Below are 19,124 nucleotides of genomic sequence, written 5' to 3' on the forward strand. Positions count from 1 at the left end.
CGGCGCAGTTGATGAGTGGTGGCCGTCCGGGCCGGGGTCAGCTCGGGGCGCGGCGCCGACGGCGGGTGGTGGCGGGGGCGACCGGGAGCGGATGCGTGTCGAAGGGGAGCTCTTCGGGTTCGGCGCCGTCGTCGAGGAGCTCGCGGTACGACGCCCAGGTGCTGGCGCGGGGCGGGATGTTGCCGATGGCATCGACTCTGGTGACCGGGTGGGCGCCGGCGGCGATCGGTCCCCACAAGTCGGCGTCGCTGCGCAGGCCGCGGAGTTCGCCGAAGAGCTCGCGGCCGAACCAGCACGGGTAGCTCTCGCCGTCGTCGTACCGGCAGACGCCGATCGGGGTCGCGGCCTCGGCGACCAGTGACCAGACGGTGGCCGAGGTGATGCCGGGCTGGTCACCGGCGAGGACGACGATCCCGTCGGCCCGCCGGTCGACCGCGTCGAGAGCCGGCACGATCGACGCGCTGCCGGTGTCGGAGTGCGGCGACTCGACCACCCGCACCCCGTCGAGGTCGACCCGGTCGTGGATCTGCTCCGACGCGCTGCCGAGCGTCACGACCAGCTGGTCGAACCCGCACTCCCGCGCGCCGTCGAGGGCGGCGCCGAGCAGCGTGCCGCCGCGATAGTCCAGCAATTGCCAGGGCGCACTGAGATGCGGCGCGCTGTCGGCACCCAGCAAGAGCCCCGTGACGAACATCGGCGGGTCAACTCCCCACTCGGGACGGCGTGACCATGGAACGGCCCCTTCTGCTGTCCCCGAGCGTGCGCAAGCCGAGCTTCGATCGAACCGCTCGCCGACGGCGCGTGTCAACGTGCGTCCGGAAAGTGGTCGGAATTGCCCGGAAAATGGGCATTCCCGCGGACCCGCCGGGCGGGCCGGAATCAGCGCAGCGCGGCAGCGAACGTTTCCAGGGCCGGATATCCAGCATTTCCGGCGACGATCGTCGTCACCCCGGAACCCACCAGGATCAAGGCGTTCTCGTTCTTGCGGTCGAGCAGCACCTTGCGCTGCCAGGTGCCGCCGGCGACCGTCGCGGTGCCGTCGTCCGACGTCCGGCCGAGCTTGTCGGAGACGAATTTCCCGCCGCTGACATTCGACTGCTCGAGACCGACGTATTTCTTCTCGGTCGTCACGACCCCGAGGTGCCAGGTGATCGGCGCCTGCTGCGGCGTACGGAATTCCACGCTGGTCGCGGTCCAGCCGGACGGCATCGGCTCCGGCCCGCGCACCCAGGCGGCGGCCTTGCGGGCGTCCTCCAGCTGGGCCGTGTACGAGACGGCGTTGGGCTTCTCCTCGGTCTTCGGCCGCCAGGTCACGGTGATCAGGAACGCGACCACCGCGAGGCAGATCACCAGCGCGAAGACCATGTTCCCGACGGTCTGCGACTTGCGCTTGTCCCGCCGGTACGCCTGCCGGTACTCGTTCGCCTCGGCCCGGATCTGCGCCCGCTCCCGCGCCTTCTCCAGCGCCGCGGCGTCGTCGGACGCTCCCTGACCTGTCGAACTCATGTCCACAGTGTCTCGCGACGCGCAATCCGCCCGAACACCGGCTCACGGCGTTGGCTACGATCCGTTGACATGACCGACCCGACCACGCCACCTGCCCACCTGGAGGTCGAGGCGCATGCGCCCGACCGGAACCTCGCCCTCGAACTGGTCCGGGTCACCGAGGCCGCCGCGATGGCGGCCGGGCGCTGGGTCGGCCGCGGCGACAAGAACGGCGCCGACGGCGCGGCGGTGAACGCGATGCGTACGCTGATCGGCACTGTCGGTATGAACGGCGTCGTGGTGATCGGCGAGGGTGAGAAGGACAACGCCCCGATGCTCTACAACGGCGAGCAGGTCGGCTCCGGTGCAGGCCCGGAGTGCGACGTGGCGGTGGACCCGGTCGACGGTACGACGCTGGTGGCGAAGGGCATGGCCAACGGCATCGCGGTGATGGCGGTCTCGCCGCGGAACTCGATGTACGACCCGTCCGCGGTCTTCTACATGGAGAAGCTCGTGGTCGGTCCGGAGGCGGCCGAGGTGGTCGACATCCGGCTGCCGGTCGCGGAGAACATCCGCCGGGTCGCGAAGGCGAAGGGCAGCACGGTCGACGACGTCACGGTCGTCCTGCTGGACCGGCCGCGGCACGAGCAGCTGGCGACGCAGATCCGGGCCACCGGCGCGCGGATCAAGTTCATCTCCGACGGCGACGTGGCCGGCGCGGTCGAGGCGGCCCGGCCGGACACCGGTCTGGACATGCTGCTTGGCATCGGCGGTACGCCGGAAGGCATCATCGCCGCCTGCGCGATGAAGTGCCTCGGCGGGAAGATCCAGGGCAAGCTCTGGCCGCGCGACGACGCCGAGCGGCAGAAGGCGCTGGACGCCGGCCACGACCTGGACCGGGTGCTCGACACCGACGACCTGGTCAGCGGCGACGACTGCTTCTTCGTCGCGACCGGGATCACCGACGGCGAGCTGCTCCGCGGCGTCCGCTACGGACGCTCCACCGCGCGCACCCACTCGCTCGTGATGCGCTCGCGCAGCGGCACGATCCGCAGCATCGAGAGCGTTCACCAGCTGGAGAAGCTGCGCGCCTACTCCGCCATCGACTTCGAGCACGCCCGATGAGCACACCCGTCCTCGTCATCGGCGAGGCTCTCGTGGACATCGTCGGCACCGCCGGGAAGTTCCGCAACGGCAACAGCAAGCCGAAGGCGATCCCCGGCGGGTTCGCCGCGAACGTCGCCGTCGGGCTGGCCCGGATGGGCGTGCCGACCGAGCTCGTGGCCCGCTTCGGCACCGATCCGTACGGCGACCTGCTCGGCGCGCACCTGTTCGGCAACGGTGTCCAGCTCGCGCCCGGGACGGTCGATCCCGGCGTCCGGACGAGCACCGCGACCGCGACCCTGGACGCCGACGGGGTGGCGAGCTACAAGTTCGACATGACCTGGGATCCGCCGGCGCTGTCGCTGACCCGCGGCTGCCCGGCGATCCACACCGGGTCGATCGCGATGATGCTCGAGCCCGGGGCGACCGCGATCCGCGACTTCCTGAAGACGGTGGCCGACCAGCCCGTGACGGTCACGCTGGACCCGAACGCACGGCCGGCGATCACTCCCGACCCGGTGCCGGCCTGGGCCGCCGTCCGGGAGCTCGCGGCCCTGTCCGACCTGGTGAAGCTGAGCGACGAGGACTGCGCGTTCTTCCGTCCCGGTGTCTCGCTCGACGACATCGCGGCGGAGCTGCTGACGGCCGAGCGAACGCAGTGCGTGGTGATCACCCGCGGCGGCAGCGGCGCGCTGGGCGTCGGCCGGGGCCTGCGGGTCGAGGTTCCCGCGCCGCCGATCGAGGTGGTCGACACCGTCGGCGCCGGCGACTCGCTGATGGCGGCCCTGATCACCGGGCTGCTCACCCGCGGGCTGCTCGGCGGGCGACGGCTGGCCGGGATGACCGCCGAGGAGCTGCGGGAGGTCGTGGACTACGCGGTGAAGGCGGCGGCGATCACCTGCACCCGCCACGGCGCCGACCCGCCGACCGCGGCCGAGCACACGGAGAAGTGGGGTTCCTGAGGGTGTCCGCCGAAGCGTGGACCTCCGAGCTGGAGTCCAACGGCAGTGTGGATTTCCGGCCGCGCCGCGGCCGGCTGGCGGTGCGCCTGGCCGCGTTCGGCCTGCTGATGGTGCTGTCGGCGTGGACGAACATCGACCATCTGCGCGCGGACGGCGTCTCGGGCGCACTCGGCGTCCTGCGGCTGACTGCGCTCGCGGCGTTCGTGTACGGCACCGGTCTGACCGCGTGGCAGCTGATCACGAACCGCCCGGTCATCACGGTCGACGCCGAGGGCATCACCAGGGGCCGTAGCCTGCGGTGGTCGGGCATCACGAGCATCGACGAGCCCGCCGGCTGGCCGTTGGCGCGCGCGGTCCAGATCAACCCGGCCGACCGGCGTACCCGGCCGATCTCGATCCCGCAGGACAACGTCGAGGACCTGGAAGCCCTCACCCCCTGGCTGCGCGCACTCCACGAGCAGCACCGGGACTAGTTGACCGAGCTGCGGACGGCGGCGAGGTGTTCGCGGGAGCGGGCCGCCGCCAGGTCCGAGTCCTTGGCGCGGATCGCGTCGGCGATCGCCTCGTGGGCGGCCTGGTCGTGGCGGTGCCGGTGTTCCTCGTCGAGTTTGAGCATGTCGATCATCGCCCGCCGGATCCGCGGCACGAATGTGTCGAAGAGCTCGGTCAGTACGGCGTTGTGCGCGGCCGTCACGACCGCGCGGTGGAACGCGAGGTCGGCTTCGATGTACCAGTCGTCGGGCGCGTTCGCGGCCGCCCGTTTGCGGTCCGCGAGCGTGTAGCGGAAGTTCTTCAGGTCCGCCGGCGTCCGGCGGGACGCGGCCAGCCGGGCAGCCTCGGTCTCGATCGCGAGCCGGCCCTCCAGAACGTCGGTGATGTCCGCCTTGCGCAGGACCTTGTCCCAGTCCTCGGCGGCCTGCAGCGCGATCACGAACACGCCCGCGCCCTGGCGGCTCTCCAGCACCCGGCGGCCGGCCAACTCCCGCACCGCCTCGCGGATCGTGGACCGGCCGACGCCGAGCTGGGCGGCCAGTGTGGTCTCACCGGGAAGCTTGGCGCCGAGCGCCCACTCACCGCTCCCGATCCGGCGCAGCAGCTCCTCGGCAGCCTGCTCGGCGAGCGGGTGACGGCGAATCATGCGGGTCAGTCTAGAGGGATCTGAGTTGTCAGCTTGTCTGAGGAGTTGATAGCGTGCTCGGCATGCGCTCGCTTCCGCGTCTCGTCCTCCTCCTCGGCCGCCACGGCGGGAGCTGATTCGACCGGCGCTCCCTCCGTGGAGTGCAGTCGTCCGCCGGTCCTCCCCGGACTCGTTGGAAGGACCCACGCATGAACCGTCAGCAACCCTCCCCCATGCCCAGCCACCGGTACCGCGACATCTTCGCCAGGGTCCCGGTCGCGCCGGTCGACCGCACCTGGCCCGACCGCCGGATCACCCAGGCGCCGCTCTGGGTGCCGGTCGACCTGCGGGACGGCAACCAGGCCCTGGCCGAACCGATGGACCCCGAGCGCAAGCGCCGGTTCTTCGAGCTGATGGTTGCCATCGGCTACAAGGAGATCGAGGTCGGTTACCCGTCGGCCTCGCAGACCGACTTCGACTTCGTCCGGCTGCTCGCGGAGTCGGACCTCGTCCCGCCGGACGTCACGATCGTCGTCTTCACCCCGGCCCGCAAGGACCTGATCGAGCGGACCGTCGAGTCCGTCGCGGGAATGCGCGGCGACGTCGTCATCCACCTGTACGCCGCCACCGCGCCGGTGTGGCGCGACGTCGTCCTGCGGAAATCGCGCGACGAGCTGGCGTCGATGATCTACGCCGGCTCGGAGGAGATCCTGCGGCTGGCCGGGGACTCGGTACGGTTCCAGTTCTCGCCCGAGGTGTACAACCTGACCGAGCCGGACTACGTGCTCGAGCTGGCGGACCACCTCACCAAGCAGTGGGACGCGACACCGCAGCGGCCGGTGATCCTGAACCTGCCCGCCACGGTCGAGGCCGCGACGCCGAACGTGTACGCCGACCAGATCGAGTACATGCACCAGAACCTGCCGCGTCGCGACGGCGTCATCTTGTCGGTGCATCCGCACAACGACCGCGGCACGGGGATCGCGTGCGCGGAGCTGGCGGTGCTGGCCGGGGCGGAACGCGTCGAGGGCTGCGTCTTCGGCAACGGGGAACGCACCGGGAACGTCGACATCGCCACGCTCGCGCTCAACCTGCACGCCCAGGGCGTCGACCCGATGATCGACTTCTCCGACATCGACGGGATCCGTTCGGTGGTGGAGTACTGCACGCGGATGCCGATCCATCCGCGGCACCCGTACGTCGGGGAACTCGTCTACACGGCCTTCTCCGGGACGCATCAGGACGCGATCCGGAAGGGGTTCGCAGTTCAGGGCCCCGGTGCGTGGGAGGTGCCTTATCTGCCGATCGATCCGGCCGATGTCGGGCGCGGGTACGAGGCCGTCGTCCGGGTGAACAGCCAGTCCGGCAAGGGCGGGATCGCCCACGTGCTGGAGTCTGTGTACGGCATCCGCCTGTCGCCGGAGCAGGAGCGGGAGTTCGCGCGGCACGTGCAGCGGCACACCGACGCGACCGGGCGGGAAGCGACTGCGGAGGAGTTGAAGGCGTTGTACGAGGAGGTCTACGGGTGCTCGAACTGAAGGACGTCGACTTCGTCCGGGACGGCAAGCTGTTGCTGTCCGGGGTGTCGCTGACCGCGGGCGAAGGTGAGCGGTGGGCGCTGCTCGGGCCGAACGGCGCGGGCAAGAGCACGCTGCTCGGCCTGTGCGGCGCGGTCACGCACCCGACCCGCGGCACGGTCGAGATCCTCGGACGCCGGCTCGGTACCGTCGACATCCGTACCCTGCGCGAGTCCATCGGGCACGTGAATCCACGGCACCCGCTGCGGTCGCCGTCGAGCATCCGGGACGTCGTCCTGACCGGGCTCACCGGAACGATCGAGCGGATGCCGCGGTGGGAGCCGACTCCCGCGCAGGAAGCTCGCGCTCTGGAGCTGATCGACCTGCTCGGGATCGGCGCGCTGGCCGGTTCGTCGTGGACCACGCTGTCGCAGGGTGAGCGTGGCCGGGCGCTGATCGCCCGCGCGCTGATCTCGGATCCGCGGTTGCTGCTGCTGGACGAGCCGTCGACCGGCCTGGACGTCGCCGCGCGCGAGCAGTTGCTGGAGACCCTCGACCAGATCCACCTCAGCCACCCGCAGCTGGCGTGGGTCCTGGTCACCCATCACCTCGAGGAGCTTCCGACCTGTACGACGCACGCCGCGCTGCTCCGCGACGGCCGGGTCCTGTCCGCGGGGCCGGCTGACGACGTACTCACGACGGATCGCATCTCGCAGACGTTCGACCATCCGATCGAGATCAACCGCCACGACGGGCGCTGGACCGCCACCGCCCGACGAGGTACCCGGCACCACTGAGCAGGCCGAGCGCGGCGCAGATCCCGGCGAGCCACAGCCAGAACACCGTGTCCTCGCGCGCCGACTCGACCGCCCAGACGGCACGGCCCTTCGCCGGCTCGGCGACGACGTACTCGACGGGTACGACGTCGCCGAGCCGGAAGGTGTGGTCGCCGGCATCCCGGTCCGTCTCGAACGTGTGGTCGGCACCGGCGACGGAGTACCGGATGTCCACCGTGCCCGAGCTCTTGTCGAGCAACCCCGGCTCATGGATCACCACTACGGTCCCGTTGGTGATCGCGGTTGGCTGCTCCGCCGGACGGCCCGCGCTCCGGGCGTTCAGGCCCAAGGACCCGAACGGCACCGCGACGATCAGGAAGAACAGCACCAGGCTGCCTGGCACGAGCGGCTCGCCACGCCGCCGCCATCCGTAGGCAGCCGCGGCGTGCCGCCCGGCCGGCTTCTCGCCGGTCGCTGTCTCGGTCGGGCTGACGCCTCTGATCCAGAGGACGCCGACGACGACCAGCATCAGTACCAGGTACGCGATCACCGTGCCGAGGCCGATCATCCCGCCGACGAACGCCGCGTCGTCCACCGGCCGGCCGGTCACGAGTGCGACGAGAGCACCGATACCGGCGCCGAGCGCGGCGACCAGCGCCATGGCCAGCACGGCGCCGATGCCGAACAGCGACGAGCCGGAGTCGGCCAGCGCGTACGCCGCCGCCGGACCACGGACGAACGCCCAGCTCAGCGCCCCGCGAAGTCGCCGCATGCGCCAAGTGTGGTGCATTACAGTTGGTTCTGCTCCAGGGGTGGAGTTGTGAGGGCGGGGGCGAGATGAGCGTCATGGGTGAACGCCTGCCTGAGGCGTGGATGGTCGAGTGGCACCGGAACGGCCGGGTCGAGTTCCCGCTGCGCCGCTGGGGGTTCTCGATGTTCCCGGTCCTGTACCTGGCGGCGTTCGCGCTCTTCACGGCGGGCCGGCTGCCGGACATGCTCGACGACGGGGCGTGGCGGTATCTGGCCTACCTGTTGATCGCGGGGTACGTCGGTATCGCGGTGATGATCGTCTGGCAGCTCGTCACCCAGCGCCCGGTCGTCGTCGTCGACCACCGGGGGATCCACGTCGGACACCGGCGGTTCATGGCGTGGAGCGAGATCGGATCGATCGGGTTCGTGGCCGGGCCGAAACTGGCGCGGCAACTGCCGGTGCAGCCGAAGAACGTCTGGGCGAAGAACCTCGTCCTCACCCAGCAGCACGTCAACGACCTCTCAGCGTTCCGCCTGTGGCTCGGCGAACTGCTGGAGGAGCAGCGCCCGAATCCCTAGCCGGCGCCGGTCAGGTCAGGCCGAGGCGCTTGCTCAGGCGGGGGCCGCGCTTGATCTTGATCTCGCCGAGGATCGCCGTGCCGCGGATGTGGAAGCGTTTCGGCTCGGCCGGCCGGCTGTTCGGGTCCGGGACCGCCTTCAGTCCGGCTTCCTGTTCGGAGACGGAGCCGAGGATCGGGTTGCTGTCCAGCAGGACGATCGCGTTCTGCGGGACCCGGATCTTCACGTCGGCGAGGATCGACTTGACGTCGATGTGGACGTCGTCGAACGGGATCTGCGCCTCGGTGTAGTCCAGGGTGACGTCGCCGAGCACGGCGTTGATCTCCTGGCGCTGCGGGACCAGCCAGCTCCCGGTCCGCTTGGACTCGGACATGAACACGTTGATCACGGGCCCGGACTCCACCAGCGCACCGCCGTAAGGCGGGGTGGTGGCCGGCGTGGTCTGCGCGCGAGGCCCGTTGGGCAGGTCGGCGGTCAGTTCGACGAGCTCGCCGTACGTCTTGGAGGCGTACAGCGTCTCGAGCCGGTCCTCGAGCTCGGTGTAGGACAGCCGGCCCTCGCCCGCGGCGTCGCGGAGGATGTCGGCGACCTCCTCGCGCTCGAGATCGGACACCCGCCGCCGCAGCACCGGATCGTCACCGGCCTGCGCGGGCACGACATCCTGCGGTCGGTTCTCCTGGGGAACATCATCCTGAGCCACGCCTGAACCATACGCGCGCCCACCCCCGCCCGCAGACCCGTTTCCTCCCCGATTCACCCCTGATCCGGCCCCTGATGGTGAGCGGTAGCCTTTGGGCGTCCAGTCCAGTCTGTGTGGAGGTATGCCCGGTGTCTGCCGACTTCAACTACTCCGACCTGTTGCCGTTGGGTGCCGACGAGACGGAGTACCGGCTGCTGACGACGGAGGGTGTCAGCACGTTCACCGTAGGCGACCGGACGTTCCTGCAAGTGCAGCCCGAGGTCTTGCAGGCGCTGACCGCGGAGGCGATGCACGACATCTCGCACTACCTGCGGACCGCGCACCTCGCGCAGCTGCGGCGGATCATCGACGACCCGGAGGCGTCCGGGAACGACCGGTTCGTCGCGCTCGACATGCTGAAGAACGCGAACATCTCGGCCGGCGGCGTGCTGCCGATGTGCCAGGACACCGGCACCGCGATCGTGATGGGCAAGAAGTCCGAGGGCGTGCTCACCGGCGCGGTCGACGAGGAGTGGATCAGCCGCGGCGTGTACGACGCCTACACCAAGCTGAACCTGCGCTACTCGCAGATGGCCCCGCTGACCATGTGGGACGAGAAGAACACCGGCTCCAACCTGCCGGCCCAGATCGAGCTCTACTCGACACCGGCCGGCGCCGGCGACCCGGCGTACAAGTTCCTCTTCATGGCCAAGGGCGGCGGCTCGGCGAACAAGTCGTTCCTCTACCAGGAGACCAAGGCGGTGCTGAACCCGTCGCGGATGATGGAGTTCCTGGACGAGAAGATCCGCTCCCTCGGTACGGCGGCCTGCCCGCCGTACCACCTGGCCGTCGTGGTCGGCGGGACCTCGGCCGAGTACGCGCTGAAGACCGCGAAGTACGCCTCCGCGCACTATCTGGACACCCTGCCGACGAGCGGATCGCCGCTCGGGCACGGGTTCCGGGACGTGGAGCTGGAGGAGGAGGTCTTCAAGCTCACGCAGGAGTTCGGGATCGGCGCGCAGTTCGGCGGGAAGTACTTCTGCCACGACGTCCGGGTGATCCGGCTGCCGCGGCACGGCGCGTCCTGCCCGGTCGCGATCGCGGTGTCCTGCTCGGCGGACCGGCAGGCGCTGGCCAAGATCACGCCGGAGGGCGTGTTCCTCGAGCAGCTGGAGCGGGAGCCGGCCCGGTTCCTGCCGGACACGACCGACGAGCACCTCGACGACGCCGAGGTCGTCCGGGTCGACCTGAACCGGCCGATGAGCGAGATCCGCGCCGAGCTGTCCAAGCTGCCGGTGAAGACCCGGCTGTCGCTGACCGGCCCGCTCGTGGTGGCGCGCGACATCGCGCACGCGAAGATCAAGGAGCGGCTGGACGCGGGCGAGCCGATGCCGCAGTACCTGCGTGACCACGCCGTGTACTACGCGGGTCCGGCGAAGACCCCCGAGGGTTACGCGTCCGGTTCCTTCGGACCGACGACCGCGGGCCGGATGGACGCCTACGTCGACCAGTTCCAGGCGGCCGGCGGCTCGTTCGTCATGCTTGCCAAGGGCAACCGGTCGGCGAAGGTGACGGCGGCGTGCAAGGAGCACGGCGGGTTCTACCTGGGGTCGATCGGCGGCCCGGCGGCGCGGCTGGCGCAGGACTGCATCAAGTCCGTCGACGTGATCGAGTATCCGGAGCTCGGCATGGAGGCGATCTGGAAGATCCAGGTCGAGGACTTCCCCGCGTTCATCGTGGTCGACGACAAGGGCAACGACTTCTTCACCGACACCCGCAAGCCGGTCCCCCTGACGGTCCGTCCGCGCAGCTGAACCGTTGACCCGGTGAGCCGATCGCCCCACCCTCGGAACCGGGGGTGGTCGCGATGGGGCGGCGGATGCTGCGGATGGGGAACCGGGTCGGCGTGTGGATGTACCGGACGCTGGACGGGCGGCTGGCGAGCGGCAGCAAGGACGTGCACGTCCTGATGCTCACCACGCCCGGCCGGCGGACCGGCGTACCGAGGTCGACCTGCGTGCGGTACCTGGAGACGGCGGACGGGCTCGTGGTCTGGGGCACCGGGTCGGGCTCACCTCAGGACCCGGACTGGTTCCGGAACCTGCGGGCGGCGGACAGCACCGACGTACAGATCGGCGCCGAGCACCGGCGGATGCAGGCGCGGGAACTGACCGAGCCCGAGCGGAGCACGGTGTGGACCGACGTCATCCTCCGCGAGGACCCGCGGATCGGCCGGTTCGCGACGAAGGCAGGGCGGACGATCCCCGTCGCCGTCCTGGAGCCCGCCCCGGACTGACCCCCGCTCAGCCGGCCTTGGTCTCGATCTCCTCCGGGAGCTTCATCAGCAGGGCTCTGGCCGCTTTGACCAGGTCTGCCTCGTTGTGTCCGAACGCCTGGAGGTAGCACCCAAGGGCCGAGCGCAGCATCTGAAGCTCGTCGGCCTGCAGCTCGATGGTGTACATACTTCCAAGCTAAGACCAATCCCGCCGGTGACAAGCGCTCGTGACCTACCTGTTGTCAGCGGCTGTGCAGCTCCTCGGCGATCCAGGTCGGCTGATGCGTCGTCGGCGCGACGGGCAGCCGCCAGGCCGCCGGCGCCGACCAGGACTCCCAGCCGCCGGAGAACGGCGCCGTCCAGGCCTCGACGTCGCGGATCGCCAGGTGCGCGTCGGCGACGATCCGCTCGGCCTCGGCGGCGCTGAAACGTCCGGCGCTGACCGCTCCCTCGAGCTCGTCCTCGTCCTTCCACTCGATCGTGCGGTCAGGGTTGATCCACAGGTCAAGCACATGATCGACCGTGCTCGTACGGCGTGCCGCCCGGTCGCGGACGTGTTCGCGCTCGAGGTTCACGTACCACCCGCGGAACGTCGCGTCATCGTCCCAGAAGTACCAGACCGACCACGGCTTGCCGGGCGGCGACACCTTGAGGATCCCGGTCCCGCGCCAGACGTCGAGCTTCAGCACCCGCTCCGCGGTGAACATCGCGACCGGACCGGCGTGCCGGATCTCCCGCCCGTCGACGAGCACCGGTTTGAGCAACGGCGTCCCGGGGGCGAGCCAGGCGACCAGCCCGTCGGCGTCGTCACGCACCACCGTCATCGGCCGCACGAGCGGCTTGTCGGCGTGCTGTCCGGGCCCTTCGTACACCCACTCGATCGTCGTGCCGGGCTCCCAGAACGTCACGACTGCGCCGGCCGGGTCATGGACAGGACGTCGAGGGCCGCGTCCAGCTGCTCCTCGGTGAGGTCGCCCTTCTCGACGTGCCCGTTCTCGATCACGACCTCGCGGATCGTCTTGCCTTGTTTCAGGGCGCTCTTGGCGACCGCGGCGGCGTTCTCGTAGCCGATGTAGCGGTTCAGGGGCGTCACGATCGACGGGGACGACTCGGCCAGCGCGCGGGCGTGGCCGACGTTCGCCGTGATGCCGTCGACGCAGCGGTCGGCGAGCAGCCGGGAGCTGTTGGCCAGCAGGCTGATCGACTCGAGCAGGTTGCGCGCGATCACCGGGAGCATCACGTTCAGCTCGAAGTTGCCGCCGGCACCGGCCACGGTGATCGTGGTGTCGTTGCCGATCACCTGCGCGGCGACCATCAGCGTCGCCTCGCAGATCACCGGGTTCACCTTGCCGGGCATGATGCTCGACCCGGGCTGCAGGTCCGGCAGCGCGATCTCGCCGAGCCCGGCGCGCGGGCCGGAGCCCATCCAGCGCAGGTCGTTGCTGATCTTCGTCAGGCTGACCGCGACCGTCTTCAGCTGCCCGGACAGCTCGACCAGTCCGTCGCGCGCCCCCTGGGCCTCGAAGTGGTCCTCGGCCTCGGTCAGCTCCAGCCCGGTGCGGCGGTTCAGCTCGGTGATGACGGCTGCCGCGAACCCCGGCGGTGTGTTGATCCCGGTACCGACCGCCGTCCCGCCGAGCGGCAGCTCGGCGACCCGGGGCAGCGTGGCCCGCACGCGCGCGGCGCCGCGGCGGATCTGCTGGGCATACCCGTCGAACTCCTGGCCGAGCGTCACCGGCGTCGCGTCCATCAGGTGCGTGCGTCCGGACTTCACCACCTCGGCGAACTCGGATCCCTTGCGGGACAGGGAATCCGCGAGATGCTCGAGGGCCGGCAGCAGCTCCTGGACGACCCCCGCCGTGGCGGCGACGTGGATCGCCGACGGGAAGGTGTCGTTGCTGGACTGCGACGCGTTGACGTGATCGTTCGGGTGCACGTCGGCGCCGAGCGCGCGGGTGGCGAGGGTGGCCAGGACCTCGTTGACGTTCATGTTCGTCGACGTGCCGGAACCGGTCTGGAAGACGTCGATCGGGAACTCCGCGTCGAACTGCCCCGCGGTCACCTGGTCCGCGGCGGCCGCGATCGCGGCGGACCGGTCGGCGTCGAGCACCCCGAGCGACGCGTTCACGACCGCGGCCGAGGCCTTGATCTGGGCGAGCGCGTGCACGAGCTCCGGCGCCAGCGGCCGCCCGGAGATCGGGAAGTTCTCCACCGCGCGCTGCGTCTGCGCCCGCCACAACGCGTCGCGGGGCACCTTGACCTCGCCCATCGTGTCGTGCTCGATCCGGAATTCCACGTCATCACCCATACCTGCAGAGTACGTCGCTCACCGTTGCCGGAACGCCCTGATGGACAAGCTGTGGACAACGACACAGCGATGCCCCGCAGGTGATGATCGGCTACGAGCTGCCCTGATAGACGTAGTACAGCTCGTCGCGGCCCTGGAGCTGGACCGGCACGGGTTTGACGTCGCACGTGCCGAACACGGCGCCGACGGCGGTCTCCAGGGCGGCCGACGCGGACGAGGACCACACGGTGAGGACGCCGCCGGCACGCAGCTTGGCCCGGCAGGTGGTGAGGAAGCCGGACGTGTAGATGGTCGAGTTCTCGTTGTAGACAAGGAAGTCCGGGCCGTTGTCGACGTCCAGCAGGATCGCGTCGACGGACGCGTCGGGGAGGTCCGTGACGACCGCGCGGACGTCGCCGACGACGACCGCGACCCGCGGGTCGCCGAGGATCGACGGGACCAGGCCGGAGCGCATCCACGACACCAGGTCCGGCTCGATCTCCGCGACCACCACCTCGCCGAGCCGGTCGTCGGCGAGCAGCGCGCGGACCGTGTACCCGAGGCCGAGTCCCCCGACCAGCACCCGGTCGGGCCGCTGCACCGCCTCCAGTGCAGCCGACGCCAGCAACTCCTCGCTCGACGTCTCCCGGTCGTCCATCACGAACACGCCGTTGACCCGCAGCTCCAGCGCGCCGTCGTCCTCCCGGCGCCGCAGCACGAGCTCTCCGCGCTCACTGTGGCCCCGCGCGATCTCTGCCATGTCACACGCCGCCACTCTGATTGGTCAGCCCCGCGTCGTGGGCCAGCAGCGCCAGCTGCACGCGGTTGGTCAACTGGAGCTTGGTGAGGGAGTTCGTCAGGTGTGTCTTCACCGTGGCGATCCCGACGTCCAGGGCGGTCGCCACCTCGGCGTTGCTCCTTCCTTCAGCCACAGCCAGCACCACGTCCCGCTCTCGCTCGGTCAGCTGCGCCAGCGCCGCGCAAGCCGTCGTACGGCGGCTGTCCTGGTCGGCGGCGCCGACATGGTCCATGAGCTGCCGGGTGGCCTGTGGTGAGAGCACGGACTCACCAGCAGCCACCTTCAGCACCGCTGCGACGATCTCGGCCGGCGCAGCGTCCTTCAGCAGGTAACCGGACGCACCGGCACGCAACGCCCGCAGCAGGTCCTCGTCCGACCCGAAAGTGGTCAGCATGACCACGTCCGGCGCCGCAGTCCGCCGCCGAATCGCCTCAGTCGCGGCAACCCCGTCCAGCACCGGCATGCCGATGTCCATCAGTACGACGTCCGGGCGCAGGTCGCGGACCGCATCGACAGCCTCCTGCCCATCGGCGGCCACACCGACCAGCTCGAGCTCCGGTGCGCCGGACAGCATGCTGGACAGGCCTGCCCGGACCAGTGGGTCGTCGTCGACCACCAGCAGCCGGACCGGTTCACTCACGGCCGTCATCGTAGGCCACCCAGGGCAGCCAGGCCGCCAGCCGAAACTCTCCGTCAGCCGTTGCCCCGTGCTCGAACCGCCCACCCGCCAGCGACGCCCGCTCCGCCAGTCCGATGAGGCCCACCCGTGAGCCCGGGGCTGCGACACCTTGCTCCAAAGGATTCGACACCTCCACCGAGAGCCCTGTGCCCGGCGCACCCCTCAGCAGCACCCGGACCGTCTGGTGGGGTGCGTGCTTGCGCGCGTTCGTCAGTCCCTCCTGGACGATCCGGTACGCATGCCGCCCGATCGTGTCCGGCACCTCGCTGAGCTCGACTCCTGTCTCGAGCTCGATCCTCATCCCGGCGGCCCGTGACTCGTCCAGCAACGCATCCAGCTCGGCAATCCCCCGGCGTGGCCCGTCGGCGGTGTGCTGAGACCGCAGTACGCCGACGATCTCGCGCAGGTCGTCCACGCAGTCGCGGGCACTGGAGCGAATCACGCCGGCCGCGCGTGACAGCTCGTCGGTCGGCATGTCCGGCCGGAACTCCAGCGCGCCCGCATGGATGCTGAGCAACGACAGCCGATGCCCGAGCGCGTCATGCATCTCCCGCGCGATCCGCTCCCGCTCCAGCCGCTGCCCCTGCTCGACACGCAACTGCTGCTCCGCCTCGGCGCGGACGGCGCGGTCGGTCAACGAGGCCATCAGCTGCCGCCTGGTCCGGACCACGATGCCCCAGGCAACCAGCGCCAGACAGGCCAGCGCAGTGAGAGTCACAGCGATCCAGTACGCGTTAGGCACGTCAGCCAACGGATAGAGCCAGAACTGCAGCATGCAGGACGCCATCGCCACAGCACCCAGCGAGAGGCTGACAGCCGGACGTCTGTGCACCGCGACGTTGAAGAGCGCCAGACCGCCCGCTGCACCGACCGAAGGCACCAGAGTGGACGCAAGGATCATCAGCACGGCCAGCCCGATCGGCCAGCGGCGGCGGACGAGCAGTGAGAGCGCCCCGGCGATGCACAGGGTCAGATCGAGCCAGTGCGGCAGTGGACCGATCCGGGGCGCCGGGTCGTTGTCTCCCACCGCGACCAGCCCGAACAGGGACGCGATCAGCACGCAGGCGACGTCCACCACCCGGTCCCGCGGCGTCAGCCGTCCGTACCCCGGCGCCGCTCGCGATCCAGGCGCGATCAGCGCGGCGACGATCCCCGTGTCCACCCGAACGACGGTAGCGCCTCGACGGCCCGCTTCACCGGCTCGACGGCGTATGACGAGACTTTCGGTGGAGGCGCGAGTCCACCGAACGACGCTGACGGCGTACGGCGGGCTGATCCGCCGGGCGGCTGGCCGGCGGCAGGGTTGCAGGCATGATTCTTGCCGAAAGCACCTTCCGTGGCACGACCGCCGCGGAACTGGCCGCCCGCACCTGGTGGGGCTCGTTCAGGGCCGCCGTCGACCAGCGCGCGATCTTCCCGCGCTCCGGCACGATCCGGCTGCACCTGAGTCATCTGGAGCTGACCGGCTGGGACCACGGCCGCGACGTCTCCGTCCATCCCGCCGAGCTGGCGTCGGTGAGCAACGACTTCACCGACCTGTACGGCCGCTTCCTCGGCGGTGGATCCAAGACGCTCGGCGCACCGCTGGTCCTCGAACTGCGATCCGGCACCGTGCTGTACCTGCTCGTGAACCACCGCTGGTTCACCGAACGCACCGACAATGCCCAGTGGAGCGGTCGCCTCACCCAATGGCTCGCCGGCGCGCGCGGGTGCACGGCATGAGGCGCGTCGGGAGATTTCTGCTGCGGTTCGCGCTGGTGGTCGTCGTCCTGGTGCTGATCTTCGTCGGGTGTTCGGCCGTGTGGACCTGGCAGGACGACCGGCGGGCCGACATGACCACCGAGGGGCCGTACGAGGCGACTGTGGAGTCGCTGAACAAGCATCCGCTGCCGCAGTGGTTCGCCGATGCCAAGTTCGGGATCATGATCCACTGGGGGCTCTACTCGGTGCCGGGGTTCGCGCCGAAGGGCACCACGTTCAGCAAGCTGCTCGAGACGCAGTACGGGCACGCGATGACCCACAACCCGTACGCCGAGGACTACGCGAACGCGATGAAGGACCCGGCCTCGCCGACCGCGCAGTACCACCGGGAGCACTACGGCCACGCGCCGTACGGCGACTTCACGCAGCAGTTCGACGCCGGTCTCGCGAAGTGGGACCCCGATCGCTGGGCAGCGCAGTTCAAGGCGGCCGGGGCCTCGTACATCGTGGTGACGGCCAAGTACGCCGACGGGTACTCCTTGTGGCCGACCCAGGTCCGCAACCCGCACGCACCGGACTTCCACGCCCAGCGGGACCTGATGGGCGAGCTGGCCGCGGCAGTGCGCAAGCAGGGCCTGAAGTTCGGCGTCTACTACTCCGGCGGCGTCGACTGGACGTTCCAGCGCAAGACTGTGAAGACCCTCGGCGACTACGTGTACCTGCACTACGGCGAGGACTACCGCAAGTACGCCGTCGCGCAGGTGCGTGAGCTGATCACGCGGTACAAGCCTGACATCCTCTGGAACGACATCGCCTGGCCGACCGGGTCCAAGCGGCTCTACGCCCTGTTAGCGGACTACTACAACACCGTCCCGGAGGGTGTCGTCGACGACCGCTGGAGTACGGCGTCGTTCGGCCGGCAACTGATGGGCCCTAAGCCGATGCGCTGGGGCTTCGACCAGCTCATGAAGGGCCTGTTCAAGCAGCCCGGTGTCGCGGACGGCATCAACACCCAGAAGCCCGCACCGCACAGTGACTTCCGGACGCCGGAGTACGCCGACTTCGACACCATCCAGGACAAGTTCTGGCAGCAGGACCGCGGCATCGGCGGCTCGTTCGGCTACAACCGCGAGGAGACCGGGGACGACTACACCGGCTCGGCCGAGCTGATCGCAGCACTCGCCAAAGGCGCCGCCAACAACGGTTCGCTGTTGCTGAACGTCGGACCGAGCGGCGGAGCCGGCGACATCGTCCCTGAGCAGTGGAGCCGGCTCTCCGACATCGGGGCGTGGCTGAAGGTCAACCGGGAGGCCCTGGACGGAACGCGACCGTGGACACGGTCATCGACGACCACAGCCGCCGGCGACCAGGTCGTGTTCACCCAGAAGGGCAAGGCGGTGTACGCCGTCGTCCTCGGCCGGCCGCGGGGCGACATCGTCATCAAGGACGTCGCACTCTCCGGGTCCGCGAAGCGTCTCGGGGCAGGTCCGGTGGCGATGACGACAACCACCGGGGACACCGTCCTGAAGGCGGCCGGCGACGGGACCTACGCGCCGGCCTTCAGGATCGGGTGATCAGTACCAGCCGCTGTTCTGGGAGTGGTTCCACGCCTTGCACGGCGAGCCGTACGTGGCCTCGATGTAGTCCAGGCCCCACTTGATCTGGGTGACCGGGTTGGTCCGCCAGTCCTTGCCGTACGCCGCCATCCGGTTGCCCGGCAGCGCCTGCGGGATGCCGTACGCCGTCGACGTCGGGTTGTCGGCGTTGACCTTCCAGCGGGACTCCTTGTTCCAGAGCTTCTCCAGGCAGCTGAACTGGCTCTGGCTCCAGCCGTGGTCGGGGAGGAGGTTCATCGCGACCTCCTTCGGCGTGCCCTCGTACTTCTTCCGCTCGGCGTCCCGGCTGGCCCGCTCCTCGGCGGCGTCCCGGCTCGCCTCCTTGAGTGCCTTGTAGCGCAGCAAAGCCGTGTTCCTGGCCTTCATCTTCTGGTCGGCCGCGTCCTGCAGCGCGGTGCGCTGCTGCTCGATGGCCTCGACCTGGTTCCGCATCCGGACCGCCTCGGCGGCGATCTCGGCGGCCGACTTCTCCTTGGCCGACGGCGTGGTCGCGGACGGGATGGCCTTCCCACTGTTCAGCACGGCCATCTCGGCCCGCCCGGACACCTTCTCCGACGCACTGCTGCTCCCAGGAGAGCTGAAGAGGTCGACACCGGCGACAACGGAGACCACGGCGATTCCGGTGACTGCGAGAACCGCGACGGAGCGCTTCGCTTTCATCTGTCCTTCCGAGAAAACCCGACCCCCGTCGGCTGCAACGAGAACATACTCTGACGTAAACCGTCCGTGATCACAAGCAGGTCACGAACGAACGGTGCGGCCGCCGCGTGGCGACCGCACCGTTCTTACTCCCGCTTT

General features: G+C 69.8%; 22 protein-coding genes. 10 read left to right on the forward strand and 12 right to left on the reverse strand.

Features of this window, described 5'->3' with window-relative positions; translation table 11 throughout:
• Positions 1 to 37 precede the first annotated feature (37 nt).
• Together AB0I12_RS08135 and AB0I12_RS08140 are read right to left on the reverse strand one after the other, a co-directional pair.
• Positions 38 to 694, reverse strand: a complete 657-nt coding sequence (locus AB0I12_RS08135) for an NTP transferase domain-containing protein (RefSeq protein ID WP_359926283.1) — start codon at positions 692 to 694, stop codon at positions 38 to 40.
• Positions 695 to 879: 185 nt separating this feature from the next.
• The gene (locus AB0I12_RS08140) at positions 880 to 1,506 is read right to left on the reverse strand and encodes a DUF4245 domain-containing protein (RefSeq protein WP_359926285.1); all 627 of its coding nucleotides are present in this window, start codon (positions 1,504 to 1,506) and stop codon (positions 880 to 882) included.
• A 69-nt stretch (positions 1,507 to 1,575) separates the two neighbouring features.
• Between AB0I12_RS08140 and glpX the strand changes: the two genes are divergently transcribed.
• From glpX to AB0I12_RS08155, 3 genes are read left to right on the forward strand one after another with little or no spacing between them, the layout of a single operon-like run.
• A complete protein-coding gene (glpX, locus tag AB0I12_RS08145) occupies positions 1,576 to 2,610 on the forward strand; it encodes a class II fructose-bisphosphatase (RefSeq protein WP_359926288.1) in 1,035 nt (344 codons plus the stop codon).
• On the forward strand, positions 2,607 to 3,551 hold the full coding sequence (locus tag AB0I12_RS08150) for a carbohydrate kinase (RefSeq protein WP_359926290.1): 945 nt from the start codon (positions 2,607 to 2,609) through the stop codon (positions 3,549 to 3,551). Before glpX ends, AB0I12_RS08150 begins: the two co-directional genes overlap by 4 nt.
• A 2-nt stretch (positions 3,552 to 3,553) precedes the next feature.
• Positions 3,554 to 4,024, forward strand: coding sequence for a hypothetical protein (locus AB0I12_RS08155; protein WP_359926293.1), 471 nt, complete (start codon positions 3,554 to 3,556; stop codon positions 4,022 to 4,024).
• Here the strand turns inward: AB0I12_RS08155 and AB0I12_RS08160 are convergent.
• Positions 4,021 to 4,689, reverse strand: coding sequence for a FadR/GntR family transcriptional regulator (locus tag AB0I12_RS08160; protein WP_359926296.1), 669 nt, complete (start codon positions 4,687 to 4,689; stop codon positions 4,021 to 4,023). The two genes, AB0I12_RS08155 and AB0I12_RS08160, sit on opposite strands and share 4 nt — an antisense overlap.
• A 188-nt stretch (positions 4,690 to 4,877) precedes the next feature.
• Here AB0I12_RS08160 and AB0I12_RS08165 point away from each other — a divergent pair, with 188 nt between their 5' ends.
• Positions 4,878 to 6,206: a 2-isopropylmalate synthase gene (locus AB0I12_RS08165; protein WP_359926299.1), complete on the forward strand. Its 1,329-nt coding sequence runs from the start codon at positions 4,878 to 4,880 to the stop codon at positions 6,204 to 6,206.
• Entirely contained in the window at positions 6,194 to 6,982 is a 789-nt protein-coding gene (locus AB0I12_RS08170) for an ATP-binding cassette domain-containing protein (RefSeq protein ID WP_359926302.1), read from the forward strand. The genes AB0I12_RS08165 and AB0I12_RS08170 overlap by 13 nt, the downstream gene beginning before the upstream one ends.
• On the opposite strand, the gene AB0I12_RS08175 is transcribed toward AB0I12_RS08170, so the two are convergent.
• On the reverse strand, positions 6,924 to 7,733 hold the full coding sequence (locus tag AB0I12_RS08175; RefSeq protein WP_359926305.1) for a hypothetical protein: 810 nt from the start codon (positions 7,731 to 7,733) through the stop codon (positions 6,924 to 6,926). The two genes, AB0I12_RS08170 and AB0I12_RS08175, sit on opposite strands and share 59 nt — an antisense overlap.
• A 74-nt stretch (positions 7,734 to 7,807) precedes the next feature.
• Between AB0I12_RS08175 and AB0I12_RS08180 the strand changes: the two genes are divergently transcribed.
• Positions 7,808 to 8,290, forward strand: a complete 483-nt coding sequence (locus AB0I12_RS08180) for a hypothetical protein (protein WP_359926308.1) — start codon at positions 7,808 to 7,810, stop codon at positions 8,288 to 8,290.
• A 10-nt stretch (positions 8,291 to 8,300) separates the two neighbouring features.
• Here the strand turns inward: AB0I12_RS08180 and AB0I12_RS08185 are convergent, their stop codons facing one another.
• Complete coding sequence (locus tag AB0I12_RS08185; RefSeq protein WP_359926311.1) at positions 8,301 to 8,990, reverse strand: DUF1707 domain-containing protein; 690 nt, start codon at positions 8,988 to 8,990, stop codon at positions 8,301 to 8,303.
• 74 nt (positions 8,991 to 9,064) lie between these two features.
• Here AB0I12_RS08185 and AB0I12_RS08190 point away from each other — a divergent pair, with 74 nt between their 5' ends.
• Positions 9,065 to 10,783: a fumarate hydratase gene (locus AB0I12_RS08190; RefSeq protein ID WP_359926314.1), complete on the forward strand. Its 1,719-nt coding sequence runs from the start codon at positions 9,065 to 9,067 to the stop codon at positions 10,781 to 10,783.
• A gap of 53 nt (positions 10,784 to 10,836) precedes the next feature.
• Positions 10,837 to 11,265 (forward strand): nitroreductase/quinone reductase family protein, encoded by a 429-nt coding sequence (locus AB0I12_RS08195; protein ID WP_359926316.1) that lies wholly within the window; start codon positions 10,837 to 10,839, stop codon positions 11,263 to 11,265.
• A gap of 7 nt (positions 11,266 to 11,272) precedes the next feature.
• Here the strand turns inward: AB0I12_RS08195 and AB0I12_RS08200 are convergent, their stop codons facing one another.
• From AB0I12_RS08200 to AB0I12_RS08225, 6 genes are all read right to left on the reverse strand, one after another.
• On the reverse strand, positions 11,273 to 11,431 hold the full coding sequence (locus tag AB0I12_RS08200; RefSeq protein WP_355476938.1) for a hypothetical protein: 159 nt from the start codon (positions 11,429 to 11,431) through the stop codon (positions 11,273 to 11,275).
• Between the two features lie 55 nt (positions 11,432 to 11,486).
• Positions 11,487 to 12,152: a DUF402 domain-containing protein gene (locus AB0I12_RS08205; protein ID WP_359926318.1), complete on the reverse strand. Its 666-nt coding sequence runs from the start codon at positions 12,150 to 12,152 to the stop codon at positions 11,487 to 11,489.
• The gene (locus AB0I12_RS08210; RefSeq protein ID WP_359926321.1) at positions 12,149 to 13,552 is read right to left on the reverse strand and encodes a class II fumarate hydratase; all 1,404 of its coding nucleotides are present in this window, start codon (positions 13,550 to 13,552) and stop codon (positions 12,149 to 12,151) included. The genes AB0I12_RS08205 and AB0I12_RS08210 overlap by 4 nt, the downstream gene beginning before the upstream one ends.
• A gap of 91 nt (positions 13,553 to 13,643) precedes the next feature.
• Positions 13,644 to 14,291: a hypothetical protein gene (locus AB0I12_RS08215; RefSeq protein WP_359926323.1), complete on the reverse strand. Its 648-nt coding sequence runs from the start codon at positions 14,289 to 14,291 to the stop codon at positions 13,644 to 13,646.
• A gap of 1 nt (position 14,292) precedes the next feature.
• Positions 14,293 to 14,970 (reverse strand): response regulator transcription factor, encoded by a 678-nt coding sequence (locus AB0I12_RS08220; RefSeq protein WP_359926325.1) that lies wholly within the window; start codon positions 14,968 to 14,970, stop codon positions 14,293 to 14,295.
• On the reverse strand, positions 14,963 to 16,171 hold the full coding sequence (locus AB0I12_RS08225) for a histidine kinase (protein ID WP_359926328.1): 1,209 nt from the start codon (positions 16,169 to 16,171) through the stop codon (positions 14,963 to 14,965). Before AB0I12_RS08225 ends, AB0I12_RS08220 begins: the two co-directional genes overlap by 8 nt.
• 149 nt (positions 16,172 to 16,320) lie before the next feature.
• Here AB0I12_RS08225 and AB0I12_RS08230 point away from each other — a divergent pair, with 149 nt between their 5' ends.
• The gene (locus AB0I12_RS08230) at positions 16,321 to 16,731 is read left to right on the forward strand and encodes a hypothetical protein (protein ID WP_359926331.1); all 411 of its coding nucleotides are present in this window, start codon (positions 16,321 to 16,323) and stop codon (positions 16,729 to 16,731) included.
• A complete protein-coding gene (locus tag AB0I12_RS08235) occupies positions 16,728 to 18,284 on the forward strand; it encodes an alpha-L-fucosidase (protein WP_359926334.1) in 1,557 nt (518 codons plus the stop codon). The genes AB0I12_RS08230 and AB0I12_RS08235 overlap by 4 nt, the downstream gene beginning before the upstream one ends.
• On the opposite strand, the gene AB0I12_RS08240 is transcribed toward AB0I12_RS08235, so the two are convergent.
• Positions 18,285 to 18,986 carry a hypothetical protein gene (locus AB0I12_RS08240; protein ID WP_359926336.1) on the reverse strand — a complete coding sequence of 234 codons (702 nt, stop codon included), beginning with the start codon at positions 18,984 to 18,986 and terminating at the stop codon, positions 18,285 to 18,287. It lies immediately after the preceding gene.
• Between the last annotated feature and the right edge of the window lie 138 nt (positions 18,987 to 19,124).

This window comes from Kribbella sp. NPDC050459, assembly GCF_040655315.1.
Taxonomy (GTDB): domain Bacteria; phylum Actinomycetota; class Actinomycetes; order Propionibacteriales; family Kribbellaceae; genus Kribbella.

What these genes read in the sequence shown, in the direction of transcription:
- AB0I12_RS08135 (WP_359926283.1), bottom strand. Translation starts at nt 694, where the DNA reads ATGTTCGTCACGGGGCTCTTGCTGGGTGCCGACAGCGCGCCGCATCTC.
- AB0I12_RS08140 (WP_359926285.1), bottom strand. Translation starts at nt 1,506, where the DNA reads ATGAGTTCGACAGGTCAGGGAGCGTCCGACGACGCCGCGGCGCTGGAG.
- glpX (WP_359926288.1), top strand. Translation starts at nt 1,576, where the DNA reads ATGACCGACCCGACCACGCCACCTGCCCACCTGGAGGTCGAGGCGCAT.
- AB0I12_RS08150 (WP_359926290.1), top strand. Translation starts at nt 2,607, where the DNA reads ATGAGCACACCCGTCCTCGTCATCGGCGAGGCTCTCGTGGACATCGTC.
- AB0I12_RS08160 (WP_359926296.1), bottom strand. Translation starts at nt 4,689, where the DNA reads ATGATTCGCCGTCACCCGCTCGCCGAGCAGGCTGCCGAGGAGCTGCTG.
- AB0I12_RS08165 (WP_359926299.1), top strand. Translation starts at nt 4,878, where the DNA reads ATGAACCGTCAGCAACCCTCCCCCATGCCCAGCCACCGGTACCGCGAC.
- AB0I12_RS08175 (WP_359926305.1), bottom strand. Translation starts at nt 7,733, where the DNA reads ATGCGGCGACTTCGCGGGGCGCTGAGCTGGGCGTTCGTCCGTGGTCCG.
- AB0I12_RS08180 (WP_359926308.1), top strand. Translation starts at nt 7,808, where the DNA reads ATGGGTGAACGCCTGCCTGAGGCGTGGATGGTCGAGTGGCACCGGAAC.
- AB0I12_RS08190 (WP_359926314.1), top strand. Translation starts at nt 9,065, where the DNA reads ATGGTGAGCGGTAGCCTTTGGGCGTCCAGTCCAGTCTGTGTGGAGGTA.
- AB0I12_RS08195 (WP_359926316.1), top strand. Translation starts at nt 10,837, where the DNA reads ATGGGGCGGCGGATGCTGCGGATGGGGAACCGGGTCGGCGTGTGGATG.
- AB0I12_RS08200 (WP_355476938.1), bottom strand. Translation starts at nt 11,431, where the DNA reads ATGTACACCATCGAGCTGCAGGCCGACGAGCTTCAGATGCTGCGCTCG.
- AB0I12_RS08210 (WP_359926321.1), bottom strand. Translation starts at nt 13,552, where the DNA reads ATGGGTGATGACGTGGAATTCCGGATCGAGCACGACACGATGGGCGAG.
- AB0I12_RS08215 (WP_359926323.1), bottom strand. Translation starts at nt 14,291, where the DNA reads ATGGCAGAGATCGCGCGGGGCCACAGTGAGCGCGGAGAGCTCGTGCTG.
- AB0I12_RS08230 (WP_359926331.1), top strand. Translation starts at nt 16,321, where the DNA reads ATGATTCTTGCCGAAAGCACCTTCCGTGGCACGACCGCCGCGGAACTG.
- AB0I12_RS08235 (WP_359926334.1), top strand. Translation starts at nt 16,728, where the DNA reads ATGAGGCGCGTCGGGAGATTTCTGCTGCGGTTCGCGCTGGTGGTCGTC.
- AB0I12_RS08240 (WP_359926336.1), bottom strand. Translation starts at nt 18,986, where the DNA reads ATGAAAGCGAAGCGCTCCGTCGCGGTTCTCGCAGTCACCGGAATCGCC.